18 protein-coding genes are annotated in these 20,798 nt (G+C 73.2%); 9 read left to right on the forward strand and 9 right to left on the reverse strand.

Annotated features, from left to right (window positions below; genetic code table 11):
- The first annotated feature begins 36 nt into the window (after positions 1-36).
- The 7 genes from ACIRB7_RS19275 to ACIRB7_RS19305 all read left to right on the forward strand — a co-directional run bounded on the left by ACIRB7_RS19275 (position 37) and on the right by ACIRB7_RS19305 (position 7,790).
- Positions 37-1,695, forward strand: coding sequence for a protein kinase (locus ACIRB7_RS19275; RefSeq protein ID WP_403599780.1), 1,659 nt, complete (start codon positions 37-39; stop codon positions 1,693-1,695).
- 183 nt (positions 1,696-1,878) lie between these two features.
- The gene (locus tag ACIRB7_RS19280) at positions 1,879-2,349 is read left to right on the forward strand and encodes a hypothetical protein (protein ID WP_403599782.1); all 471 of its coding nucleotides are present in this window, start codon (positions 1,879-1,881) and stop codon (positions 2,347-2,349) included.
- A gap of 103 nt (positions 2,350-2,452) precedes the next feature.
- Positions 2,453-2,662 (forward strand): hypothetical protein, encoded by a 210-nt coding sequence (locus ACIRB7_RS19285; RefSeq protein ID WP_403599785.1) that lies wholly within the window; start codon positions 2,453-2,455, stop codon positions 2,660-2,662.
- A gap of 95 nt (positions 2,663-2,757) precedes the next feature.
- On the forward strand, positions 2,758-3,480 hold the full coding sequence (locus ACIRB7_RS19290; RefSeq protein WP_403599788.1) for a PadR family transcriptional regulator: 723 nt from the start codon (positions 2,758-2,760) through the stop codon (positions 3,478-3,480).
- A gap of 68 nt (positions 3,481-3,548) precedes the next feature.
- Complete coding sequence (locus ACIRB7_RS19295) at positions 3,549-4,283, forward strand: ABC transporter ATP-binding protein (protein ID WP_403599791.1); 735 nt, start codon at positions 3,549-3,551, stop codon at positions 4,281-4,283.
- A complete protein-coding gene (locus ACIRB7_RS19300; RefSeq protein WP_403599794.1) occupies positions 4,280-7,144 on the forward strand; it encodes an FtsX-like permease family protein in 2,865 nt (954 codons plus the stop codon). Before ACIRB7_RS19295 ends, ACIRB7_RS19300 begins: the two co-directional genes overlap by 4 nt.
- A 97-nt stretch (positions 7,145-7,241) precedes the next feature.
- A complete protein-coding gene (locus ACIRB7_RS19305; RefSeq protein ID WP_403599797.1) occupies positions 7,242-7,790 on the forward strand; it encodes a bacterial proteasome activator family protein in 549 nt (182 codons plus the stop codon).
- Positions 7,791-7,903: 113 nt separating this feature from the next.
- Here ACIRB7_RS19305 and ACIRB7_RS19310 read toward each other — a convergent pair whose 3' ends face one another.
- The 7 genes from ACIRB7_RS19310 to pdhA all read right to left on the reverse strand — a co-directional run bounded on the left by ACIRB7_RS19310 (position 7,904) and on the right by pdhA (position 16,034).
- Entirely contained in the window at positions 7,904-8,890 is a 987-nt protein-coding gene (locus ACIRB7_RS19310) for an NAD(P)H-quinone oxidoreductase (RefSeq protein ID WP_403599800.1), read from the reverse strand.
- A 70-nt stretch (positions 8,891-8,960) separates the two neighbouring features.
- Positions 8,961-10,046 (reverse strand): potassium channel family protein, encoded by a 1,086-nt coding sequence (locus ACIRB7_RS19315; RefSeq protein ID WP_403599803.1) that lies wholly within the window; start codon positions 10,044-10,046, stop codon positions 8,961-8,963.
- A complete protein-coding gene (locus tag ACIRB7_RS19320; protein ID WP_403599806.1) occupies positions 10,043-11,401 on the reverse strand; it encodes a molybdopterin molybdotransferase MoeA in 1,359 nt (452 codons plus the stop codon). The genes ACIRB7_RS19315 and ACIRB7_RS19320 overlap by 4 nt, the downstream gene beginning before the upstream one ends.
- A complete protein-coding gene (locus tag ACIRB7_RS19325; RefSeq protein ID WP_403599809.1) occupies positions 11,398-12,261 on the reverse strand; it encodes an NTP transferase domain-containing protein in 864 nt (287 codons plus the stop codon). Before ACIRB7_RS19325 ends, ACIRB7_RS19320 begins: the two co-directional genes overlap by 4 nt.
- A gap of 100 nt (positions 12,262-12,361) precedes the next feature.
- Complete coding sequence (locus ACIRB7_RS19330; RefSeq protein WP_403599812.1) at positions 12,362-13,828, reverse strand: dihydrolipoamide acetyltransferase family protein; 1,467 nt, start codon at positions 13,826-13,828, stop codon at positions 12,362-12,364.
- Positions 13,828-14,874 carry an alpha-ketoacid dehydrogenase subunit beta gene (locus ACIRB7_RS19335; protein ID WP_403599815.1) on the reverse strand — a complete coding sequence of 349 codons (1,047 nt, stop codon included), beginning with the start codon at positions 14,872-14,874 and terminating at the stop codon, positions 13,828-13,830. The genes ACIRB7_RS19330 and ACIRB7_RS19335 overlap by 1 nt, the downstream gene beginning before the upstream one ends.
- Entirely contained in the window at positions 14,874-16,034 is a 1,161-nt protein-coding gene (gene pdhA / locus ACIRB7_RS19340; protein WP_403600000.1) for a pyruvate dehydrogenase (acetyl-transferring) E1 component subunit alpha, read from the reverse strand. The genes ACIRB7_RS19335 and pdhA overlap by 1 nt, the downstream gene beginning before the upstream one ends.
- Positions 16,035-16,211: 177 nt before the next feature.
- Here pdhA and ACIRB7_RS19345 point away from each other — a divergent pair, with 177 nt between their 5' ends.
- Entirely contained in the window at positions 16,212-16,763 is a 552-nt protein-coding gene (locus ACIRB7_RS19345; RefSeq protein WP_403599818.1) for an Lrp/AsnC family transcriptional regulator, read from the forward strand.
- Positions 16,764-16,785: 22 nt separating this feature from the next.
- On the opposite strand, the gene ACIRB7_RS19350 is transcribed toward ACIRB7_RS19345, so the two are convergent.
- Both ACIRB7_RS19350 and ACIRB7_RS19355 read right to left on the reverse strand, forming a co-directional pair.
- Positions 16,786-17,379: a TetR/AcrR family transcriptional regulator gene (locus tag ACIRB7_RS19350; RefSeq protein ID WP_403599820.1), complete on the reverse strand. Its 594-nt coding sequence runs from the start codon at positions 17,377-17,379 to the stop codon at positions 16,786-16,788.
- Positions 17,376-18,956 carry a 3-hydroxyacyl-CoA dehydrogenase gene (locus tag ACIRB7_RS19355; protein ID WP_403599823.1) on the reverse strand — a complete coding sequence of 527 codons (1,581 nt, stop codon included), beginning with the start codon at positions 18,954-18,956 and terminating at the stop codon, positions 17,376-17,378. The genes ACIRB7_RS19350 and ACIRB7_RS19355 overlap by 4 nt, the downstream gene beginning before the upstream one ends.
- Positions 18,957-19,080: 124 nt before the next feature.
- Here ACIRB7_RS19355 and paaN point away from each other — a divergent pair, with 124 nt between their 5' ends.
- Complete coding sequence (gene paaN, locus ACIRB7_RS19360) at positions 19,081-20,778, forward strand: phenylacetic acid degradation protein PaaN (RefSeq protein WP_403599826.1); 1,698 nt, start codon at positions 19,081-19,083, stop codon at positions 20,776-20,778.
- Positions 20,779-20,798: the final 20 nt, after the last annotated feature.

Consider the following 20,798-nt stretch of genomic DNA (forward strand, 5'->3'; position numbering starts at 1 on the left):
ATCAACGCCGCCACGCGCGCGTAGGGGGAAGCACAGATGAGCCAGGACGGCGCACAGGGCCGCTATGCGGGCGGTTCGGTCGCGGGCGGCCGGTACCAGCTGCGTGACCTTCTCGGCGAGGGCGGCATGGCGTCGGTGTACCTGGCCTACGACAGCGCGCTCGACCGGCAGGTCGCCATCAAGACGCTGCACACCGAGCTCGGCCGGGAGCAGTCGTTCCGCGAGCGGTTCCGGCGCGAGGCGCAGGCGGTCGCGAAGCTTTCGCACACCAACATCGTCTCGGTCTTCGACACCGGCGAGGACGACCTCGGCGGTGCCGTCATGCCGTACATCGTCATGGAGTACGTGGAGGGGCAGCCGCTCGGCTCGGTCCTCGCCTCGGACGTCAGGCAGTACGGCGCGATGCCGGCCGACAAGGCGCTGAAGGTCACGGCCGACGTGCTGGCCGCCCTCGAGGTCAGCCACGAGATGGGCCTGGTCCACCGCGACATCAAGCCCGGCAACGTGATGACGACCAAGCGCGGCGTGGTCAAGGTCATGGACTTCGGCATCGCGCGGGCCATGCAGTCCGGCGTCACGTCGATGACGCAGACCGGCATGGTCGTCGGCACTCCGCAGTACCTCTCCCCCGAACAGGCCCTCGGGCGCCCGGTGGACGCCCGCTCCGACCTCTACTCGGTCGGCATCATGCTCTTCCAGCTCCTCACGGGCCGTCTCCCCTTCGACGCCGACTCCGCCCTCGCCATCGCGTACGCGCACGTGCAGGAGGAGCCGGTCGCCCCGTCCACCGTCAACCGGGCGGTGACGCCGGCGATGGACGCGCTCGTCGCCCGCGCGTTGCGAAAGAACCCGAACGAGCGGTTCCCGAGCGCGGCGGCGATGCGCGACGAGTGCCTGCGGGTGCTCTCGGCAGGCCAGACCGGCGCTCCGATGATCGTCCAGGGCGGCGGTCCGGTCAGCAGCGGCGCGGGCGTCGGCTCGGCGGTCTTCCCGCCCGTCGGCCAGACCCCGCCGCCGACCCCGCAGCCCGGCCCGCACGGCGTGCACCAGCCCTACCAGCCGGGACCGTACGGCCCCGCGACCCCCGCGCCCGCGCCGTCGTACGGCTACCCGCAGCAGGCGCCGACGCCCGCGCCGGTGTCGTACCAGACCCCCGCCCCGGCCCCGGCGTCGTACCAGACCCCGGGCCCCGCGCCGTACGCGCCGGTGCACACGCCCGCACCCGCCTCGACGGGCGGCGGTTCGCGGCGGACGCCGATGCTGGTGGGCGCGATCGTCGCCGCGCTGCTCGCGATCGGCGGAGTGCTCGTGGTGACCAATATGAAGGACGACGACCCGGGCACGGAGGCGGGCGGCACCGGCGGCACGGAGACACAGCAGAGCCAGACCGCGGCGCCGGGCCACAAGGGTCCCGACCTGACCAAGACGATCGACCCGAAGAAGTGCTCCCAGCCGAGGGAGTCGAGCGACGACCCCGAGAAGTTCGAGGTCCCCAACTTCATGTACAAGAACATCCAGTCGGTGAAGGACTGCGTCCAGGCCGCCGGATGGAAGATCATGACCCAGACCCCGGTGGACGAGGCGACGTACGGCGAGGGCACGGTCCTGGAGCAGTACCCGCCGGCCGGTGAGGACATCGCCGCCAAGGACGCCGAGTTCACTCTCAAGATCTCGACGGGCAACCCGCCGCAGTAGTCCTGGCGCCCCCCTCTTACACCTGCTGACCCCGTCCCGGATGCCGGAAACGTCCCGTCATGTGACGCTGAGTCGACCATCTCGGCTGCTCGGTACGGGAGGGGGTCACCCGGTGACTCCAGTACTCCGCAGGGCGCGCGCGCGGGCTCTCGGCCCCGCGCTCACCTGCGTGTTCACCTGCGCGTGCACCCTGTACGCCGCGCCCCTCGGGTACGGGCAGGGCGTGGCGTACGGGCGGGGCCTGGCGTACGGGATGGAGGCGACCGCCGGCGCGTCGGCGGCGACCACGGCTCCGCCGCCCGCGGCCCGCACCACCCCCGCGCCGTCGCCTTCTTCGACCTCGCCTGGGGCCCCTTCCTCATCCTCTGCCGCGCCGTCCGCGACCGTCAGCCCGTCCCGTTCCTCTTCCCCTTCGGCGTCCGCGTCCGCGTCCGCTTCCTCTTCCGCATCCGCATCCGGCTCCGCTTCTGTCCCTGCCTCTGCTTCGCCGGGGCGTACCGGGGGCCCCGGTACGCCCCCACCCCCGGCGCTCGCGCCCCCAGCGCCCGCGCCGACCGGCACCGGGGCGCCGGCCCCGTCCGCGTCGAGGGCCGAGCCCAGCGACGCCCCCGCCCCCAGCGGCTCCGCCTCCCTCGCGGGCCGGCCGGCGGGTGAGGGGCGGACCCGGCCCGGCCGCTCCGTGCCGCCGAGCGCCACGGAGCCCTCGTCCGACGACTCCCGTACCGAAACGGCAACAGACCCGGGTGCCCCGGAGGGCGTGGAGGAAGAGGCCGAAGCGGTACGCGAGGAGGACCCCGTCCTGACGGAGGTGGCGCCCGCGAGCCGGCCCGCCGCCGCGCCGCGCGGGGCGGCCGAAGCCGCTCCCGCCCTCGTCGACCAGCGGATTCCTGTCCTCACCCTGGGAATGGGGCTGGCCCTGATGGGGCTCGGGATCGGTTTTCTCGGGCTACGGATGCGCCGCCGCTGAGCCCTTCGGCCCGCCGGGGTCCCCCTTGAGGCGGACCTGACGCTTCCGTCTCAGGGCGGTTGTTCGCGCAGGCATACCCGGTATACATACTGAGTATGTCGATCCGTCACGGGCTTCTCGCCCTCCTCGAACGCGGCCCTCGGTACGGCTCCCAGCTCCGTACGGAGTTCGAGTCCCGCACCGGCTCCACCTGGCCGCTCAACGTCGGCCAGGTCTACACGACCCTGAGCCGGCTGGAGCGCGACGGCATGGTCGCCCAGGGCGGCGAGGACGCGGCCGGGCACGCGCTCTACGCGATCACCGACAGCGGCCGCGCCGAGCTCAGGACCTGGTTCGAGAACCCGGTCGACCGCACCAGCCCCGCCCGTGACGAGCTGGCCATCAAGCTCGCCATGGCCGTGGGCGCCCCCGGTGTCGACATCCGCGCCGTCATCCAGTCCCAGCGCCGGCACACCGTGAAGGCGATGCAGGACTACACCCGCCTCAAGGCCCAGGCTCTCGTCGCCGTCGAGAGCAGCGCGGCCCGCGAACGGGACGACGTGGCCTGGCTGCTCGTCCTGGAGCAGCTGATCTTCCAGACCGAGGCCGAAGCGCGCTGGCTGGACCACTGCGAGTCCCGGCTGATCCGCCTGTCGGCGACGGCCGCGAACACCCCGAGCGCACCGGGCGCCCCGAGCCCGTCGGCCGCCCCGAGCTCGTCGGCCGCACCGGCCGGGCCGATCGCGTCCGCTCCGGACGCGCCGCCCGCCGAGGCAGCACCTCCCGTCGCCGCATCCGCCACCGCACGGACGGATGCCGCACGGCCCCGGGACCACTGACGCACCACCTTTCACCGCTCGTTCCCGTACCCGGCCGACCGCCGCGTACGTCCAAGGGGGGACCCCTCATGTCCGCACAGCAGCCCGTGCTGCAACTGCAGAACCTGACCCGTGTCCATGGCGCGGGCGCCACCGAGGTGCATGCCCTGCGCGGCATCGACCTCGCCGTGTACCCCGGTGAACTCGTCGCCGTCATGGGTCCGTCCGGCTCCGGCAAGTCCACGCTCCTGACCATCGCGGGCGGCCTCGACACCGCCACCTCGGGCAGGGTCATCGTCGAGGACACCGACATCACCACCGCCGGCGTCAAGGAGCTGGCGGCCCTGCGCCGCCGCAGCATCGGTTACGTCTTCCAGGACTACAACCTCATCCCGGCGCTCACCGCGGCCGAGAACGTGGCCCTGCCCCGTGAGCTGGACGGGACCTCCGCCCGCAAGGCGCGTGTCGAGGCCCTGGGCGCTCTGGAGGAGATGGGGCTCGGCCACCTCGCCGACCGCTTCCCCGACGAGATGTCCGGCGGCCAGCAGCAGCGTGTCGCCATCGCCCGCGCCCTCGTCGGCGACCGCAGGCTCGTCCTCGCCGACGAGCCGACCGGCGCCCTCGACTCCGAGACCGGCGAGTCCGTGCTCGCCCTCCTCCGCAGCCGCTGCGACGCGGGCGCCGCCGGCGTCCTCGTCACCCACGAGCCGCGGTTCGCCGCCTGGGCCGACCGCGTCGTGTTCCTGCGGGACGGCGCCATCGTCGACCAGACCGTGCGCAGCGAGGCCGATTCCCTGCTGTCGGGCCAGGTGGCTGAGGCGTGAAGATCTGGTTCCACTCCTGGCGGGCCGCGATACGCATCGCCCGTCGTGACGCCTGGCGTTCCAAGGGCCGCAGCGCCCTCGTCCTGGCCATGATCGCCCTGCCGATCCTGGGTGTCAGCGCCCTGGATCTGACCATCCGCAGCTCCGAGCTGTCGCCCGCCGAGCGGGCGGACCGCACGATCGGCGCGGCCGACGCCCAGTTCAAGGACGCCGGCTACGGCGGGGTGCCGATCCTCCAGGATCCGCTCGGCGAGTTGAACACGACGGCCAAGGACTACGGGGACGGGGCCTGGCCGACCGGCGAAACCGATGTCACCAAGAGCCTCCCGGCGGGTTCCACGATCCTCACGGACAGCAGCGGCTCCGCCAAGGTGACGACGACTCACGGTCTGCTCATGACCGAGATCCGTGAGCTCAAGGCGGGCGATCCGATCGCCCGCGGCATCATGACGCTCCTCGACGGGCGTTTCCCGGAGAAGAACGACGAGGTCATGGCGACCTCTCACTTCCTGGAGACCAGTGGCCTGGCGGTCGGCTCGAACCTTTCCGCCCGCAACTTCGACCGCCCGTACCGGATCGTCGGCTCCTACGAACTTCCCGGCTCGCTGAAGGCCGACCAGGTCAACGCGCTGCCGGGGGCCTTCCTCGCGCCGTACGCGAAGGCCGCCGAGAAGGACGGTCTGCCCGCTCCCGGCGCCTCCACCACGTATCTGGTGCGCAAGCCCGGTGGTTTCACGTGGAACATGGTCAAGGAGCTCAACACCAAGGGTGTGGTCGTCGCCTCGCGTGCCGTGCTGCTCGACCCGCCGGCCGACTCCGAGGTCCCGCTCTTCCAGAAGGAGGGCTGGGGCAACTTCAACGACAGCTCGGCGGCGAACGTCGCCGAACTCGCCGCCCTCGGCACCGTCGTCGGCCTGGCGATGCTGGAGATCTGTCTGCTCGCCGGACCGGCCTTCGCGGTCGGCGCCCGCCGCTCGCGCCGCCAGCTCGGACTGGTCGGGGCCAACGGCGGTGCCCGCAGCCATATCCGGGCGATCGTGCTGAGCGGCGGTCTGGTCATCGGTGTCGGCGCGGCCGTCACGGGTACGGTGCTCGCGCTGGTCCTCACCCTGGCGCTCCAGCCGGTCCTCGAAGAGGCCATGGGCCAGCGGTTCGGTGCCTTCGACGTCAGGCCGCTCGAGATCCTCGGCATCGCGCTGCTCGCCGTTCTGACCGGTCTGCTCGCCTCGATCGTGCCGGCCGTCACCGCCTCCCGGCAGACGGTCCTCGCCTCGCTCACCGGCCGCCGCGGAGTCCGCCGCAGCAGCCGGGTGCTGCCCCTGATCGGCCTCGGGGCCGTCCTGGTCGGCGGCGCCATCGCGCTCTTCGGCTCCATGGTCAGCGAGCAGTTCATCATGGTGGCGGGCGGCTCGGCCATCGCCGAGCTGGGTGTCGTCGCCATGACCCCGGCCCTGGTGGGCCTGTTCGGGCGGGCCGGGCGCTGGCTGCCGCTGTCGCCGCGGCTCGCGCTGCGGGACGCCGTGCGCAACCGGGGCCGTACGGCCCCCGCTGTCGCCGCCGTCCTCGCCGCCGTCGCGGGCACCGTCGCCGTGGCCACGTACATGGCCAGCAGCGAGGCCCAGTACAAGGCCGAGTACCAGGCCCAGCTGCCGTACGGGGCTGTCTCCGCCTTCGTCATGGAGGAGGGCGGCCGGGACGTCCCCGCGGTCCGCGAGACGGTCCAGCGCCTCATGCCCGTCGACGTCCGTGCCGATGTCGAGCGCGTCAACGTCGGCAGGCCCGGCTGCCCGCTGTGGGGCGGTGGCGAGGGCTGCGGCCGCTACGAAATCGTCATCCCCCCGGCGAACGAATGCCCCATGTACGTGGCCGTTCCCGGTGGCGCCGACCCCACGGAGCGGTTCACCCCCGAGCAGCGGCGGAAGATGACGGCCGAGGACTGGCGGTGCCGGCAGTCGTCGAACGGCCACGGCGTCTACACCGACGGCGGTCTGCTGGTCGGTGACGCCAAGGTCCTCAAGGTCCTCGGCATCGAGGACGCGGGAGCCGTGAAGGCCCTCGCCGAGGGGAAGATCGTCAGCTTCAGCCGCGCCCAGGTCGACGAGAACGGCACCATCGGGATCCGTCAGGTCACCGACATCGCCGCCGCCGACAAGGCCGCCGAGGCAGGCCGCCCCGCGCCCGGCAAGGTCAGCTCGATTCCCGCCTACCGCGTGCCCGGCAGTCCGAAGTCCTACGGCCTCCAGGCCCTGATGACCCCGGCCACCGCCAAGGCAGCCGGACTCTCCACGGTGGCGCTGGGCGTGTACGCCTCCACCGACCACCTGCCGGACAGCGAGCAGCGACAGAAGCTCGACGGCGAACTCACCAAGCTCGGCAGCACCGTCGACGTCCACGTGGAGGAAGGTTTCGTCAACGACAACAACATCATCCTGCTCGCGCTCTCCGTCTTCGCGGGCCTGGTCACCATCGGCGCCGCCGGTATCGCCACCGGCCTCGCCCAGGCCGACGCCGAGGCCGATCTGAAGACGCTCGCCGCGGTGGGCGCTCCGCCCCGGGTACGCCGTACGCTCAGCGGCTTCCAGTGCGGAGTCGTCGCCGCGATGGGCGTGATCCTCGGCTCGGCGGCGGGCCTGGTGCCCGCGATGGGCCTCCGGCTCACCGAGGAGCGCCAGCAGATCCGCTTCCACGAGGAGGCCGTCGCCCAGGGCTGGAGGGCCGCGTCCGATCTGCCGTACGTCCCGATCGTCGTCCCGTGGGAGACCCTGGCGGGCCTGCTCGTCGCCGTACCGCTCGGTGCCGCGCTGCTCGCCGCCCTGGTGACCCGCTCGCGCGGCGCGGTGGCCCGGCGCGCGGCGACCTGACGGTCTTCGTTGCCGTCCTGTGCCCCTGTACGAGGGTGGATCACCCTCGTACAGGGGCACACCCCGTGGTGACGCATGGGTACGAGAGAATGGCGGCATGGAGATGCCGAGGAATGACAGGTCGCAGGAGAGCCCCCAGGTCCTCATCGTGGGACAGGACGGGATGGCGCTCGGCGGCACTCAGGGCGACGACGAACCCCGCGAGGTCCCGGTGACGGAAATGGTCGAGCAGCCTGCGAAGGTCATGCGGATCGGCAGCATGATCAAACAGCTCCTGGAGGAAGTACGCGCGGCACCTCTCGACGAGGCCAGCCGAGTGAGGCTCAAGGACATCCACGCCAGCTCCGTGAAGGAGCTGGAGGACGGGCTCGCGCCCGAGCTGGTCGAGGAACTGGAGCGTCTCTCCCTGCCGTTCACGGACGAGGCGATCCCCTCCGAGGCGGAGCTGCGCATCGCGCAGGCCCAGCTCGTGGGCTGGCTCGAGGGCCTCTTCCACGGCATCCAGACGGCGCTGTTCGCCCAGCAGATGGCGGCCCGCGCGCAGCTGGAGCAGATGCGCAGGGCGCTGCCTGCGGGCGCGTCGCACGACGAGGACGACGACGACCGTGGCCACGGCCACGCGGTCCGCTCGGGGCCGTACCTGTAGGCCCCCGGGAGAGACAGCAGGGGCCCGGCACTCCGCGTGCCGGGCCCCTTTGTCGTAGCTGCGTCAGGTTTCTCGCAGGTGATTCAGGCCTGGGTGCTTCAGGCCCGGGTGCTTCAGGCCCGGGGCGCGAGGAGCAGCACCTTGCCGACGTGACCGCCGGATTCCAGGGCGCGGTGGCCCTCGGCGGCGTCCGTCAGCGGCACCGTACGGTCGACGACGGGCCGGACCGTGCCCGCGCCGATCAGCGGCCAGACGTGCTCCCGTACGGCGGCGACGATCGCCGCCTTCTCCTGCACCGGGCGGGAACGCAGCGTGGTCGCCAGGACGGCCGCGCGCTTCGCGAGCAGCGCCCCGAGGTTCAGCTCGCCCTTCACCCCGCCCTGGAGCCCGATGACGACGAGGCGGCCGTTCACGGCCAGCGCCTTCACGTTCCGCTCCAGGTACTTGGCGCCGACGATGTCCAGGATGACGTCCGCTCCCGCCCCGTCGGTGGCCTTGTGCAGCTCCTCGACGAAGTCCTGCTCGCGGTAGTCGATGAGGATGTCCGCGCCGAGCTCGGCGCAGCGCGCCAGCTTCTCGGGGCCCCCGGCGGTGACCGCGACCCGCGCCCCGACCGCCTTCGCCAGCTGGACGGCCATCGTGCCGATCCCGCTCGCACCGCCGTGCACGAGCAGCGTCTCGCCCGGCCGCAGGTGGGCGATCATGAAGATGTTGGACCAGACCGTACAGGCGACCTCCGGCAGCGCGGCGGCCGTGGCCAGGTCGACGCCCTCCGGGACGGGCAGCAGCTGGCCGGCCGGGACGACGACCTTCTCCGCGTAACCGCCGCCGGCGAGCAGCGCGCACACCTCGTCACCGACGGACCAGCCGGACACCCCCGGGCCGAGGGCGGCGATCCGGCCCGAGCACTCCAGACCGGGGTACGGGGAGTTGCCGGGCGGCGGGTCGTAGAAGCCCTGGCGCTGGAGCAGATCGGCGCGGTTGACGGCGCTCGCCACCACCTCGACGAGCACCTCGCCCTCGCCGGGTACGGGATCGGGCACCTCCGCCCAGACGAGGGCCTCGGGGCCACCGGGTTCCGGAATCGTGATCGCATACATGGCGGCGAGGCTACTCCCGCCGCCGCCCCGAGGCGGGGTGGTGCAGGGCCCGGGGGCGGGTGCCGTCGGCTCAGTCCTCCGGCGGCGTGCTGAGCGGGGTGACCGCCGCGGCGCGCACGATGGTGATGAGCCGGTCGGTGAGCTGGAGCGGGTTGGCGGCGGGATCGTCGTAACCGAGCAGCCGGTGGCCACGGAGCACGCTGACCACCAGGTCGCCGGTCTCCCGCGGGCTCTTGCCGGCCTCGCTCTTGGTCACCGGGCGTTCCACCAGGTCGAGGCCGGAGCCCTGCTGGATCAGGTCCTCCATCACCGTGCCGGCGCTGGGGCTGAGCACGGAGAGGCCGAGCAGACGCCCGGCGGCGCTGGCGCTGGTGATGACCGCGTCCGCGCCGGACTGGCGCAGCAGCGGCGCGTTCTCCTCCTCGCGGACCGCGGCGACGATCTTCGCGCCCCGGTTGAGCTGGCGGGCCGTGAGGGTGACCAGGACGGCCGTGTCGTCGCGCTGGGTGGCGATGACGATCTGCCGGGCCCGCTGCACCTCGGCGCGGAGCAGCACGTCGCTGCGGGTCGCGTCGCCGATGACGCCGACGAACCCGTCCGCGTTCGCCGTCTCGATCACCTTGCTGGACGGATCGACGATGACGATCTGTTCCTTGCTCAGGCCGGTCGCGCAGAGGGTCTGGATCGCGGACCGCCCCTTGGTACCGAAGCCGACGATGACGGTGTGGTCGCGCAAGGTGGACCTCCAGCGGTTCAGCCGGAACTCCTCGCGGGTCCGCTCGGTGAGGACCTCGAGAGTGGTGCCGACCAGGATGATCAGAAACAGCACGCGCAGGGGCGTGACCAGCAGGATGTTGGCGAGCCGCGCCGTGTCGCTGGACGGGACGACGTCGCCGTACCCGGTGGTGGAGAGCGTCACGGTCGCGTAATAGGCGCAGTCGAGGAGGCCGAGCTTCTCGTTGGCGTTGTCGTGGTAGCCCTCGCGGTCGACGTAGACGATGAGGATCGTCAGGGCCATCACGCCGAGCGCCATGAGCAGTCGCTTGCCGACCTGCCGCAGCGGGCGCTCGACCTCCCGGCGGGGCAGCGTGACCCGGGGGCCGGCGAGCTTCTCGTCCGCGTGGCGGGCCATCACGTCACGACTGGGAAGTTTCACGTGAAACACGCTCCTTGGGCCGGCACGGCCCCCGCTTCGGTCGGCCAGGGAAGGTCGAGGATGTCCAGCTCCTGGCCGGACCGCGCACCGCCGGGTGGCACGACGGCCAGGCCGTCCGCAGCGGCGATGCCACGGAGCATGGCCGGGCCGTTGTAGCGCAGGGGTACGGCCCGGCCACCGCGGCGGACGACCGGGACGAGCCGCGTGTCGTACGGATGCCCGTGCACCTCGTCCTGCACGGCGGCGCGGGGCGGGGGCGGGGTGGTTCCGCCCTCCGTTCCCGGGGTCGCGAGGGCCGTGAGCAGGGGCTCGGCGAGGGTGAGGAGTCCGGAGACGGCCGCGAGCGGATTGCCGGGGAGCCCGACGAGATGCCGTACGGGGCGGTCCGGGGCGGGTTCGGCGTCGAGCCGGGCGAGCAGCATCGGGTGGCCAGGACGGACCTTCACCCCGTCGACCAGGAGGGTGGCGCCGGCCTTGTCGAGCACTCCGTGGACGTGGTCCACGGGCCCGGCGGCGGTCCCGCCGGTGGTGACTACGAGGTCGGCGGTGGAGCCGGTGACGGCGGCGTACAGCTCCTCTGCGTCGTCACCGATACGGCGAGTGGCGAGGACATCGGCGCCGAGCGCCGTCAGCCAGGGGCCGAGCATCGGGCCGAGGGCGTCACGGATCAGCCCCTCGTGGGGGAGGCCGGCCGTGAGCAGTTCGTCGCCGAGGACCAGGATCTCCACCCGGGGGCGGGACGGTACGGGCAGCTCGTCGTAGCCGGCGGCGGCGGCGAGACCCAGCACGGCGGGGGTCACGGTGGTGCCCGCGGGGAGCAGCTCGTCGCCCGATCGGCACTCCTGGCCCCGGGGGCGGATGTCCTGCCCCGGCACCACCTCGCGCAGGGCGTGCAGCAGGGTGGCGGCGGCGCCCGTTCCCGCCTGCTCGGTAGGGGTGTGTTCGGTACGGGAGTGTTCGGTACGGACGACGGCGGTGGTCCCGGTGGGGACGCGGGCGCCGGTGGCGATCCGTACGGCCTCACCGGCGGCCGACACCTCCGCGGACGCCTGCCCGGCGAGCACGGCGCCGTCCTCGCGCACGGTCCAGGGGCCGGGGCCGGAGACCGCCCAGCCGTCCATGGCGGAGGTGTCGAAGGGCGGCAGATCGGTGAGGGCGAGGAGCGGCTCCGCCAGGACCTGGCCGAGTGCCCGCCCCAGGGGGGCGCCCAGCGGCGCCCGGCCGGCCCGAGCGGAGACCCCGGCGCGTACGGCGGCGGCGCGCGCCTCGGGCCAGGCGGTGGCCCGGTGCGGCTGCCCGGCGCGGGCGTCGGTGGCGGTGCCCGGGGTCACCGGGGCGGGCTCCCTCGGACTCATCCGGCCTCGTCCTGCTCGTCCTGCTCGGCGGCCCAGCGCTGGGCCAGCGCGGCGGCCTTGCGGGCGGCCTCGGCGACCGCCTCCGGACCGCCGTCGGCGCCCGCGCGCGCCGCCGCGTATCCGACCAGGAAGGTGGTCAGGGGCGCGGCGGGGCGGGCCACTCCATGGGCGGCGTCACGGGCCAGGTCGAGCAGCACGTCGGTGTCGACGTCCAGCTCGATGCCCAGTTCGTCCTTGACTGCGGTGATCCATTCATCCAGCACGGTCCCATGCTCCCTGATGCGGGCCCGGGCCGTGGCGATGTCCTCCCAGGTGTCGCAGTCGAAGGAGGCGAGGGGGCCCGCGGTGACCCGGGCGAGGCGGAGCGCCCCGGTGAGCAGGCGCAGCGGGCCGCCGGAGAGGGTGCCGCGATCTTCGGCGATCAGTGCCAGTTCCCGGCGGAGCGGACCGCTGCGGTACGCGGCGACGAGCGGCTGGTCCCGTCCCTCGGGGTCGGTGAGGAGCACGGCCTCGGCCTCGGGGGCCTCGGCGAGCGCCTCGAGCAGGCGTCGCACGGTGCCCTCGTCCAGGAAGGGCAGGTCTGCGGAGAGGACGAGCAGGACATCGGCCCTGGTCTCCCGTGCCCCCGCGCCGAGGGCGGCGAGCGGCCCTCCGCCGGGCGGGTCCTCCCTGGTCCAGCGGACGGGCCGGGTGGTCGGGCGGGGATTTCCGACGACCACGGTCCGGTCCGCGCCTCGGGCCGCCGTGAGGACCCGGTCGAGGAGCGCCCGGCCTCCGATCCGTACACCGGGCTTGTCGGCGCCGCCGAGGCGCTCGGCGGCGCCTCCGGCGAGCACGACGGCGTCATGTGCGGTGGTCACCCGAGCAGTATGGGCTGCCACCGGCCTCCGCCGTCGGGCGCGTCTCCCTTGGTGAGACGAACCCGGCGGCGGCGACCGCGCGAAGGCCCCCGGTCGGGGGTCAGAGCGTGCGCAGCAGGACCGCGGGCTGCTCGACGCAGTCCGCCACGTACCGCAGGAAACCGCCCGCCGTGCCGCCGTCGCAGACGCGGTGGTCGAAGGTGAGGGAGAGCTGCACCACCTGACGAACGGCCAGTTCGCCTTGGTGCACCCACGGCTTCGGAATGATCCGGCCGACGCCGAGCATGGCGGCCTCGGGGTGGTTGATGATCGGCGTGGAGCCGTCGACCCCGAACACCCCGTAGTTGTTCAGGGTGAACGTGCCGCCCGTCAGATCGGCCGGCGTCAGCACGGACTGCCGGGCCGCCTCCGTCAGCCGGGCGAACTCCGCCGTCAGCGACTCGGCCGTGCGGGTCCCCGCGTCCTTGACGACGGGGACGACGAGGCCGCGCGGGGTCTGGGCCGCGAAGCCGAGGTGCACGGCCGGCAACCGGACGATCTCCCTGGCGGCGGTGTCCACGGTGGAGTTGAGCTCGGGGAACCGGGCCAGGGCATGGACGCAGATCCGGGCGAGGAGCGCGAGCAGCGAGATCTTCGGCCCGCCCGCCGCGTTCATCGCCGTCCGGGCGGCCATCAGCTCGGTGGCGTCGGCGTCGACCCAGCAGGTCGCGTCCGGGATCTCCGTACGGCTGCGGGACAACTTGTCCGCCACGGCGCCGCGGACCCCGCGCAGCGGAACCCGCTCACCGGCCGCGGCGGCGACCGCCGGGGCGGTGGTGACGGCAGGTACGGGCGCCTGCGGGGCGGCCGCACGGTCCAGGGCCGCGAGGGCCAGCTCCACATCGGCGCGCAGGATCAGCCCCTCGGGCCCCGAGCCGCGTACCTCCCGGAGGTCGAGCCCCCGGTCCCTGGCCAGCTTCCGTACGAGCGGAGAGATGACCGGCACCGGGCCTCCGTTCCCCCCGCCCACGGGCGCCGCGGCCGGGACGGCGGGCGCCGGGGCCGGGGCAGCGACGGTGGTCGCCCCGGGCGGGGCGGTGACGGCGGGCGCCGCCGCCGGGGCGGCGACGGGCACGGCCGTCCGCGCCACGGCCGGGCTCTCGTGCCGTACGCGACGGCGCCGGGCGGCGGGCCCGGCCGTGCCGTAACCGACCAGCACATTGCCCGAGTACTCGGACGAGACGGCGGAGGCGGCGGGCCCCTCCGAGGCGGCAGGGTCGGCGATGGCAGGAGCCGCGTCGGCTCCGGTCTCGTCCGCCGCCGCTCCCGTACCCGCACCCGTACCGCCCACCGCGACCGTCAGGAGCGGCGCGCCGACGGGCAGTTCGGTGCCCTCCTCGCCGTACCGGGCGGTGACGACACCGCCGTACGGGCAGGGCACCTCGACCATGGCCTTGGCCGTCTCGACCTCGACGACCGGCTGGTCGATGGCGACGACGTCGCCGACGGCGACCAGCCAGCGGACGATCTCCGCCTCGGTGAGTCCCTCACCGAGGTCGGGCAGCTTGAACTCGAGCACCTGGGCCATCAGCTTCCCGCCTCCCACTGCAGCCGCGCCACCGCGTCCAGGACCCGGTCCACGCCGGGCAGATGGTGCCGCTCCAGCATGGGCGGCGGGTACGGGATGTCGAAGCCCGCGACCCGCAGCACCGGTGCCTCCAGATGGTGGAAGCAGCGCTCCATCACGCGCGCGGCGATCTCCGCGCCGGGGCCGCCGAACCCGGTCGCCTCGTGGACCACGACCGCGCGGCCGGTGCGCCGCACCGAGGCGCAGACGGTCTCGTCGTCGAAGGGCACGAGCGAGCGCAGGTCGACGACCTCCAGGTCCCAGCCCTCGGCCTGCGCGGCCTCCGCGGCCTCCAGGCAGACCGGCACCGAGGGACCGTAGGTGATCAGGGTGGCCCCGGTGCCCCGCCGCCGTACGACGGCCTTGCCGATCGGCTCCACGCGCGCGGGGGCCTCGGGGGACCAGTCCGACTTGGACCAGTAGAGCCGCTTGGGCTCGAGGAAGATCACGGGGTCGTCGGAGGCGATGGCCGCGCGCAGCAACCCGTAGGCGTCCTCGACGGTGGCCGGGGCGACGACATGGAGGCCGGGGGTGGCCGTGTAGTAGGCCTCGGAGGAGTCGCTGTGGTGCTCGACGCCGCCGATCCCGCCGCCGTACGGGACGCGGATGACGATCGGCATCGGCATCGCGCCGCGGGTGCGGTTCCGCATCCGCGCCACATGGGAGATCAGCTGCTCGAACGCCGGGTAGGCGAACGCGTCGAACTGCATCTCCACGACGGGCCGCAGGCCGTACATGGCCATGCCGACGGCCGCGCCGAGGATGCCGGCCTCGGCCAGCGGGGTGTCCGTGCAGCGGTCCTCGCCGAACTCCTTGGCGAGCCCGTCGGTGACCCGGAAGACGCCGCCGAGCGTGCCGACGTCCTCGCCCATCACATGGACGGTCGGGTCCTCGGCCATCGCGTCGCGCATGGCGCGCTGGAGCGCCTGCGCCATCGTCGCGGGCTTGGCCTTGCCGGCGTTTCCGCCGGCCTTGGCCGCCGCGGGGCCGGTCGTCGCGGTCGTCATCACGCCTCACCCTCGGCTTCGAGCTCGGCGCGCAGCTGCGCCGCCTGTTCCCGCAGCTGCGTGGTCTGCTCCGCGTACACGTGGGCGAAGAGGTCCATCGGGTCGAGCACCGGGTCGGCGTTCATCCGCTCGCGCAGTTCCGCGGCCATCGTCTCGGCGGCCTCGGCCGCCGCGCGCCTGCCGTCCTCGTCGAGCAGGCCACGCTCCGTCAGTTCCCGTTCGAGGATGAGGATCGGGTCGTGTGCCCGCCAGGTCTCGACCTCGCCGGCCGCGCGGTAGCGGGTGGCGTCGTCGGCGTTGGTGTGGGCGTCGATCCGGTAGGTGATGGCCTCGACGAGGGTGGGCCCGCCGCCGCGCCGCGCGCGTGCCACGGCCTCGGTGAGCACCTGGTGGACGGCGACCGCGTCGTTGCCGTCGACGAGCCGGCCGGGCATCCCGTATCCGACGGCCTTGTGGGCGAGGGAGGGGGCGGCGGTCTGCTTGGCGAGCGGCACGGAGATCGCGAAGCCGTTGTTCTGCACGAAGAAGACCACGGGGGCCTGCCAGACGGCCGCGAAGTTCAGCGCCTCGTGGAAGTCGCCCTCGCTGGTGCCGCCGTCGCCGACCATGGCGAGCGCGACCACGTCGTCACCCTTGAGCCGCGCCGCGTGGGCCAGGCCCACCGCGTGCGGGAGCTGGGTGGCGAGCGGGGTGCAGAGCGGCGCGATGCGGTGCTCGTGCGGGTCGTAGCCGGTGTGCCAGTCGCCGCGCAGCAGGGTGAGGGCCTGCACGGGGTCGAGGCCCCGGGCGACGGCCGCCAGGGTGTCGCGGTACGAGGGGAAGAGCCAGTCCCGGTCCTCGAGGGCGAGGGCGGCGGCGATCTCGCACGCCTCCTGGCCTGTGGTCGACGGGTACACGGCAAGGCGGCCCTGCTTGGTCAGGGCGGTGGCCTGCGTGTTGTACCGGCGGCCGCGGACCAGCTCCGCGTAGAGCCGGAGCAGCAGCGCGGGGTCGGCGTCGGCCACGGCGTCCGTGCCGAGCACGCGCAGCGGCTCGGTGTCGGGCAGCAGTGCGGCGGGGTCGGTACGCGGCTGCCACGCCGGCGGCGGGGCCGGCCGGTAGGCGGGAACGGCACCGGGCGGCTCTTGGACTGTCGAACTGCGCTGTTGCAACGAGTCCACCTCCTCGTGGGAGCGGGCATAAAACCCGAAGGCGGGTGGCGCGGGTGTGGCGCGCCTCACCTACCGATTGTTCGGTCGTGGAGTCATTTTGGCTACAGGCACCTCCAGCCTGTGGACAAACGGTTCTCCACAGCCTGGGATATGAGCAGGACGTCCATCGGAGAGAGGCGGGGGCACATGGCGGATGAACAAATGGCCGTCGACCGGAGCGGCGTTCCGGGCGACGAGACCGAGATCCTGAGCGCCCCCGTCGGCCCGCCGACCGGCGCACTGCCGGCCCGCCCGCTCGACGCGATCGACCGGGACATCCTGCGGCTGCTGCAAACGGACGGACGCGCCTCGGTACGCTCCGTCGCCGAACGGGTGCACGTCTCCCGCGCCAACGCCTACGCGCGCATCAACCGGCTCATCGACGACGGGGTCATCCGGGGCTTCAGCGCCCGGGTCAATCACGAGCGGGCCGGCCACGGCGCCTCGGCCTACATCACGCTCAAGATCGTCCAGAACTCCTGGCGGACGGTCCGCGAGCAGCTCAGGGCACTGCCGGGCGCCGCGCACATCGCCCTGGTCAGCGGCGATTTCGACGTGCTGCTCCTGGTGCACACGCCGGACAACCGGACGCTGCGCGAGCTGGTGCTCACCCGCCTCCAGGCGATCCCGGAGGTGCTGTCCACGCGCACCCTGCTGGTCTTCGAGGAGACCGACCTCGACACCGACCCTCGCGGCTGACCCAGCCCCCGGAGGGCGACGCTCAGCGGGCCGTCCGCAGCCCGTCGAAGGCCAGGCGGGCGACGGTCTCCGCGAGCTGCTCCCGCTCCGCCGTCGCGTCCGGATGCGGCCGGTACCACTCCACCAGCGAGTTGATCATGCCGAACAGGAGCCGGGTCGCGAGCCGGATGTCCACGTCGGCCCTCAGGTCGCCCTCATCGGCGGCGGCCTTGAGCAGTTCGGCCACCTTGTGGTCGAACTCCCGCCGCCGTTCCATGGCCCACCGCTCGGTGCTCGTGTTGCCGCGCACCCGCAGGAGCAGCGTCACGTACGGCAGCTCCGCGATCAGCACCTCGACCGTCCGCCGCGTGACGTACTCGACCCGCTCGACGGCCCGGCCGCGCACGGCGCCCGGCTCGTCGAGGATCGCGAAGAGCCCGTCGAGCGCCCGGCTGACCGCCCGCCGAAGGAGTTCCTCCTTGCCGGACACATGGTGGTAGATCGACGACTTGGAGATCCCGGCCGCCTTGGAGAGATGCTCCATGGAGGTGCCGTCGTAGCCACGCTCGTTGAAGACCCGCACGGCGACCGAGAGCAGCGTCTCGGGGGTGTAGGTGTCGCGCTTCACGGTGGTCATCGGGAGTCCTCCGCGTCCTCGGCGTACGCGCGCCGCACGAGACCGACGCTCGGCGCGTACCGCCCCGTCGGGTACCGCTCGTGCAGCTCCCGCAGGAGCCCCACCGTGGGCCGGTGCCCCACCTTCTCGGCCCACTCCAGCGGCCCGGCCGGGTAGTTGACCCCGAGCCGCATCGCGGTGTCGACGTCCTCGGCGGTGGCGACGCCCCGGTCGACCGCGTCGGCCGCGAGGTCGGCCAGCATGGCGACCGTACGGGCCACGATCATGCCGGGTACGTCGCCGATCACGGAGACCTGCTTGCCGAGGGCCTGGAAGAGGCCCACGGCCTCGCGGAGCGTCTCGGGCGCCGTCCGGTCTCCGGTGGAGAGAACGATCCGGCTCGCGCGCGCGTAGTCCAGCGCGAGGTCGAAGTAGATGATCTCCTCGTTGTAGTACTCGAACGCGGTCTCGCCGTCAGCAAGGCCGAGCCTGCCGCCCCCGGGCAACGCGATGTACCCCGGGCCGCCCTTGCGCCGAACCTTGATCCCGGCCTCCTCGAACAGCCCCACCAGCGGCTCCGCGGGTCCCAGGTCGCCGCGGACGACTATCTTCGCCGGTGCCTCGGCCGGCTCCGCCGTGTGCGGTGAGGGCGGTTCGGCGCCCTCCGCGTACGAGAACCAGCCCTGGCCCGTCTTGCGGCCGAGGCGCCCGGACTCCACGAGCCGCCGCTGCGCGAGCGAGGGCGTGAACTTCGGGTCCTGGTGGAAGGACTCCCACACCGACCGGGTGACCGCCTCGTTCACGTCCTGGCCGATGAGGTCGGTCAGCTCGAAGGGGCCCATCTTGAAGCCGCCGCAGTCACGCAGGGCCGCGTCGATGGTCGCGGGGTCGGCCCCGCCCTCCTCGTAGACCCGCAGCGCCTCGGCGTAGAAGGGGCGCGCGATCCGGTTCACGATGAAGCCGGGGGTGTCCGCGCAGCGCACCGGCGTCTTGCCCCAGGCCTTCATCGTCTCGTACGCGCGCGTGGCGACGTCCGCGTCGGTGGCGAAGCCGCTGACGACCTCGACGAGCGGGAGCAGCGGCGCCGGGTTGAAGAAGTGCAGTCCGACGAACCGGCCGGGCAGCCGCAGGCCCCCCGCGATGGCGGTGACGGAGAGGGACGAGGTGTTGGTGGCGAGGACGGTGTCGTCGCCGACGACCTTCTCCAGTTCGGCGAAGAGCTGCTGCTTGACGGGGAGCAGCTCGACGATCGCCTCGACGACGAGCGCCGCGTCCGCGAGCTCGGCGAGGTCCGCGGCGGCGTGCAGCCGCCCGACGGCGGCCTCGCGCGCGGTGGCGTCCAGGCGGCCCTTCTCGACGAGCCGGTCCAGGCGGGCGGTGAGGGCGGCGACGGCCTCCCCGGCGCGGCCCGGGGCGCTGTCGTAGAGGCGCACGGGGTGGCCGGCGACCAGGGCGACCTGGGCGATGCCCTGGCCCATGGTCCCCGTGCCGACGACGGCGACGGTGCGGTCGACGGAGACGGTGCGGTCCTGCGCGAGGGCGGTGGGCTCACTGGCGGTCACGTCGTCGCTCCCCCTGACGGTCACGTTGGCGCTCATAGGAGTGATCCTCCCCGATGGGTTTTCCACAGGATCGACAGGCCCCCTTGTCCCGACCGATCGTTCGGTTACTCTAACTCCGTACGTGTCTCCCTGCCCAGCTCGACGAGGAGTTGGTCCACTCATGGCCACCGCTCTGCAGACCACCGACCGTCTGGCCGAGAAGCACCGGTCCACGCTCGACCAGGCGCTCGACACCATCAGGACCCGTGCCTACTGGTCGCCGTACCCCGAGCACCCGAAGGCGTACGGGGCGGACGGCTCGCTCGACGCGGCGGCCGGCCTCGCCGCCCACCAGGCCCTGCTGAACACGCGCTTCGAGCTCGACCAGCCCGGCACGGACGGCTGGACCGGCGGCGAGACCTCGCCGTACGGCCCGTCGCTCGGCATCGAGTACCCGCACGCCGACATCGACGTCCTGCTCCCCGCGATGCGCGCGGGGACGGCCGCCTGGCGCGACGCGGGGGCCGAGACCCGCGCCCTGGTCTGCCTGGAGATCCTCGCCCGGATCTCCGCCCGCACCCATGAGTTCGCCCACGCCGTCATGCACACCAGCGGGCAGGCGTTCATGATGGCGTTCCAGGCCGGCGGCCCGCACGCGCAGGACCGCGGCCTCGAAGCCGTGGCGTACGCGTACGCGGAGCAGACCCGCACCCCCGTCGGGCGGGCCGGCTGGTCCAAGCCCCAGGGCAAGCGCGACCCCCTGGAGCTGAGCAAGGAGTTCACCCCGGTCGGCCGCGGCGTCGCCCTGGTGATCGGCTGCAACACCTTCCCCACGTGGAACGGCTACCCGGGCCTGTTCGCCTCCCTGGCCACCGGCAACCCCGTCCTGGTCAAGCCGCACCCGCGCGCGGTCCTGCCGCTCGCGCTCACCGTCCGCGTCGCCCGTGAGGTGCTCGCCGAGGCCGGCTTCGACCCCAATCTGGTCGCGCTCGCCGTCGAGCGGCCGGGCGAGGGCATCGCCAAGACCCTGGCGGTGCGCCCCGAGATCCGGATCATCGACTACACCGGCTCCACCGAGTTCGGCGACTGGCTGGAGGCCAACGCCCGACAGGCGCAGGTCTACACCGAGAAGGCCGGCGTCAACACGGTGGTGGTCGACTCCACCGACGACTACAAGGGGATGCTGTCCAATCTGGCGTTCTCGCTGTCCCTCTACAGCGGCCAGATGTGCACCACCCCGCAGAACCTCCTGATCCCCCGCGAGGGCATCACCACCGACCAGGGCCCCAAGTCGTACGACGAGGTCGTCGCCGACCTGGCGGCGGCGGTCGGTGGCCTCCTCGGCGACGACGCCCGGGCGAACGGTCTGCTCGGCGCCCTGGTCAACCCGGACGTGAAGGCACGTCTCGAGGCCGCCGCCGGCCTGGGTGAGGTGGCGCTGGCCTCCCGCGAGGTGGTCAACCCGGAGTACCCGGACGCCGTGGTCCGTACGCCGGTCATCGTGAAGCTGGACGGCTCCAAGCCGGACGCCCAGGCCGCGTACTTCTCGGAGTGCTTCGGCCCGGTCTCCTTCGCCGTCTCGGTGGACTCCACCGACGACGCCCTGGAGCTGCTTCGACGCACGGTCCGGGAGAAGGGCGCCATGACGGTCGGGGCCTACACGACCTCGGCGGAGACCGAGCGCGCGGTGGAGGAGGTCTGCCTGGAGGAGTCGGCCCAGCTCTCGCTGAACCTCACGGGCGGGGTGTTCGTGAACCAGACCGCCGCGTTCTCCGACTTCCACGGCTCCGGCGGCAACCCGGCGGCGAACGCGGCCCTGTGCGACGGCGCCTTCGTCTCCAACCGCTTCCGGGTGGTGGAGGTCCGCCGCCAGGCCTGAGGCACGCGCGCGTGGAGGCC

This window comes from Streptomyces sp. NPDC093795 (assembly GCF_044764665.1).
In the GTDB taxonomy this organism is placed as follows: domain Bacteria; phylum Actinomycetota; class Actinomycetes; order Streptomycetales; family Streptomycetaceae; genus Streptomyces.

Excerpts from the sequence above, each read along its gene's own strand:
- ACIRB7_RS19335 (WP_403599815.1), bottom strand. The coding sequence starts at position 14,874 with ATGACGACCGCGACGACCGGCCCCGCGGCGGCCAAGGCCGGCGGAAAC.
- ACIRB7_RS19345 (WP_403599818.1), top strand. The coding sequence starts at position 16,212 with ATGGCGGATGAACAAATGGCCGTCGACCGGAGCGGCGTTCCGGGCGAC.
- ACIRB7_RS19290 (WP_403599788.1), top strand. The coding sequence starts at position 2,758 with ATGTCGATCCGTCACGGGCTTCTCGCCCTCCTCGAACGCGGCCCTCGG.
- ACIRB7_RS19355 (WP_403599823.1), bottom strand. The coding sequence starts at position 18,956 with ATGAGCGCCAACGTGACCGTCAGGGGGAGCGACGACGTGACCGCCAGT.
- ACIRB7_RS19310 (WP_403599800.1), bottom strand. The coding sequence starts at position 8,890 with ATGTATGCGATCACGATTCCGGAACCCGGTGGCCCCGAGGCCCTCGTC.
- ACIRB7_RS19305 (WP_403599797.1), top strand. The coding sequence starts at position 7,242 with ATGGAGATGCCGAGGAATGACAGGTCGCAGGAGAGCCCCCAGGTCCTC.
- ACIRB7_RS19295 (WP_403599791.1), top strand. The coding sequence starts at position 3,549 with ATGTCCGCACAGCAGCCCGTGCTGCAACTGCAGAACCTGACCCGTGTC.
- ACIRB7_RS19350 (WP_403599820.1), bottom strand. The coding sequence starts at position 17,379 with ATGACCACCGTGAAGCGCGACACCTACACCCCCGAGACGCTGCTCTCG.
- ACIRB7_RS19320 (WP_403599806.1), bottom strand. The coding sequence starts at position 11,401 with ATGAGTCCGAGGGAGCCCGCCCCGGTGACCCCGGGCACCGCCACCGAC.
- ACIRB7_RS19330 (WP_403599812.1), bottom strand. The coding sequence starts at position 13,828 with ATGGCCCAGGTGCTCGAGTTCAAGCTGCCCGACCTCGGTGAGGGACTC.
- paaN (WP_403599826.1), top strand. The coding sequence starts at position 19,081 with ATGGCCACCGCTCTGCAGACCACCGACCGTCTGGCCGAGAAGCACCGG.
- ACIRB7_RS19275 (WP_403599780.1), top strand. The coding sequence starts at position 37 with ATGAGCCAGGACGGCGCACAGGGCCGCTATGCGGGCGGTTCGGTCGCG.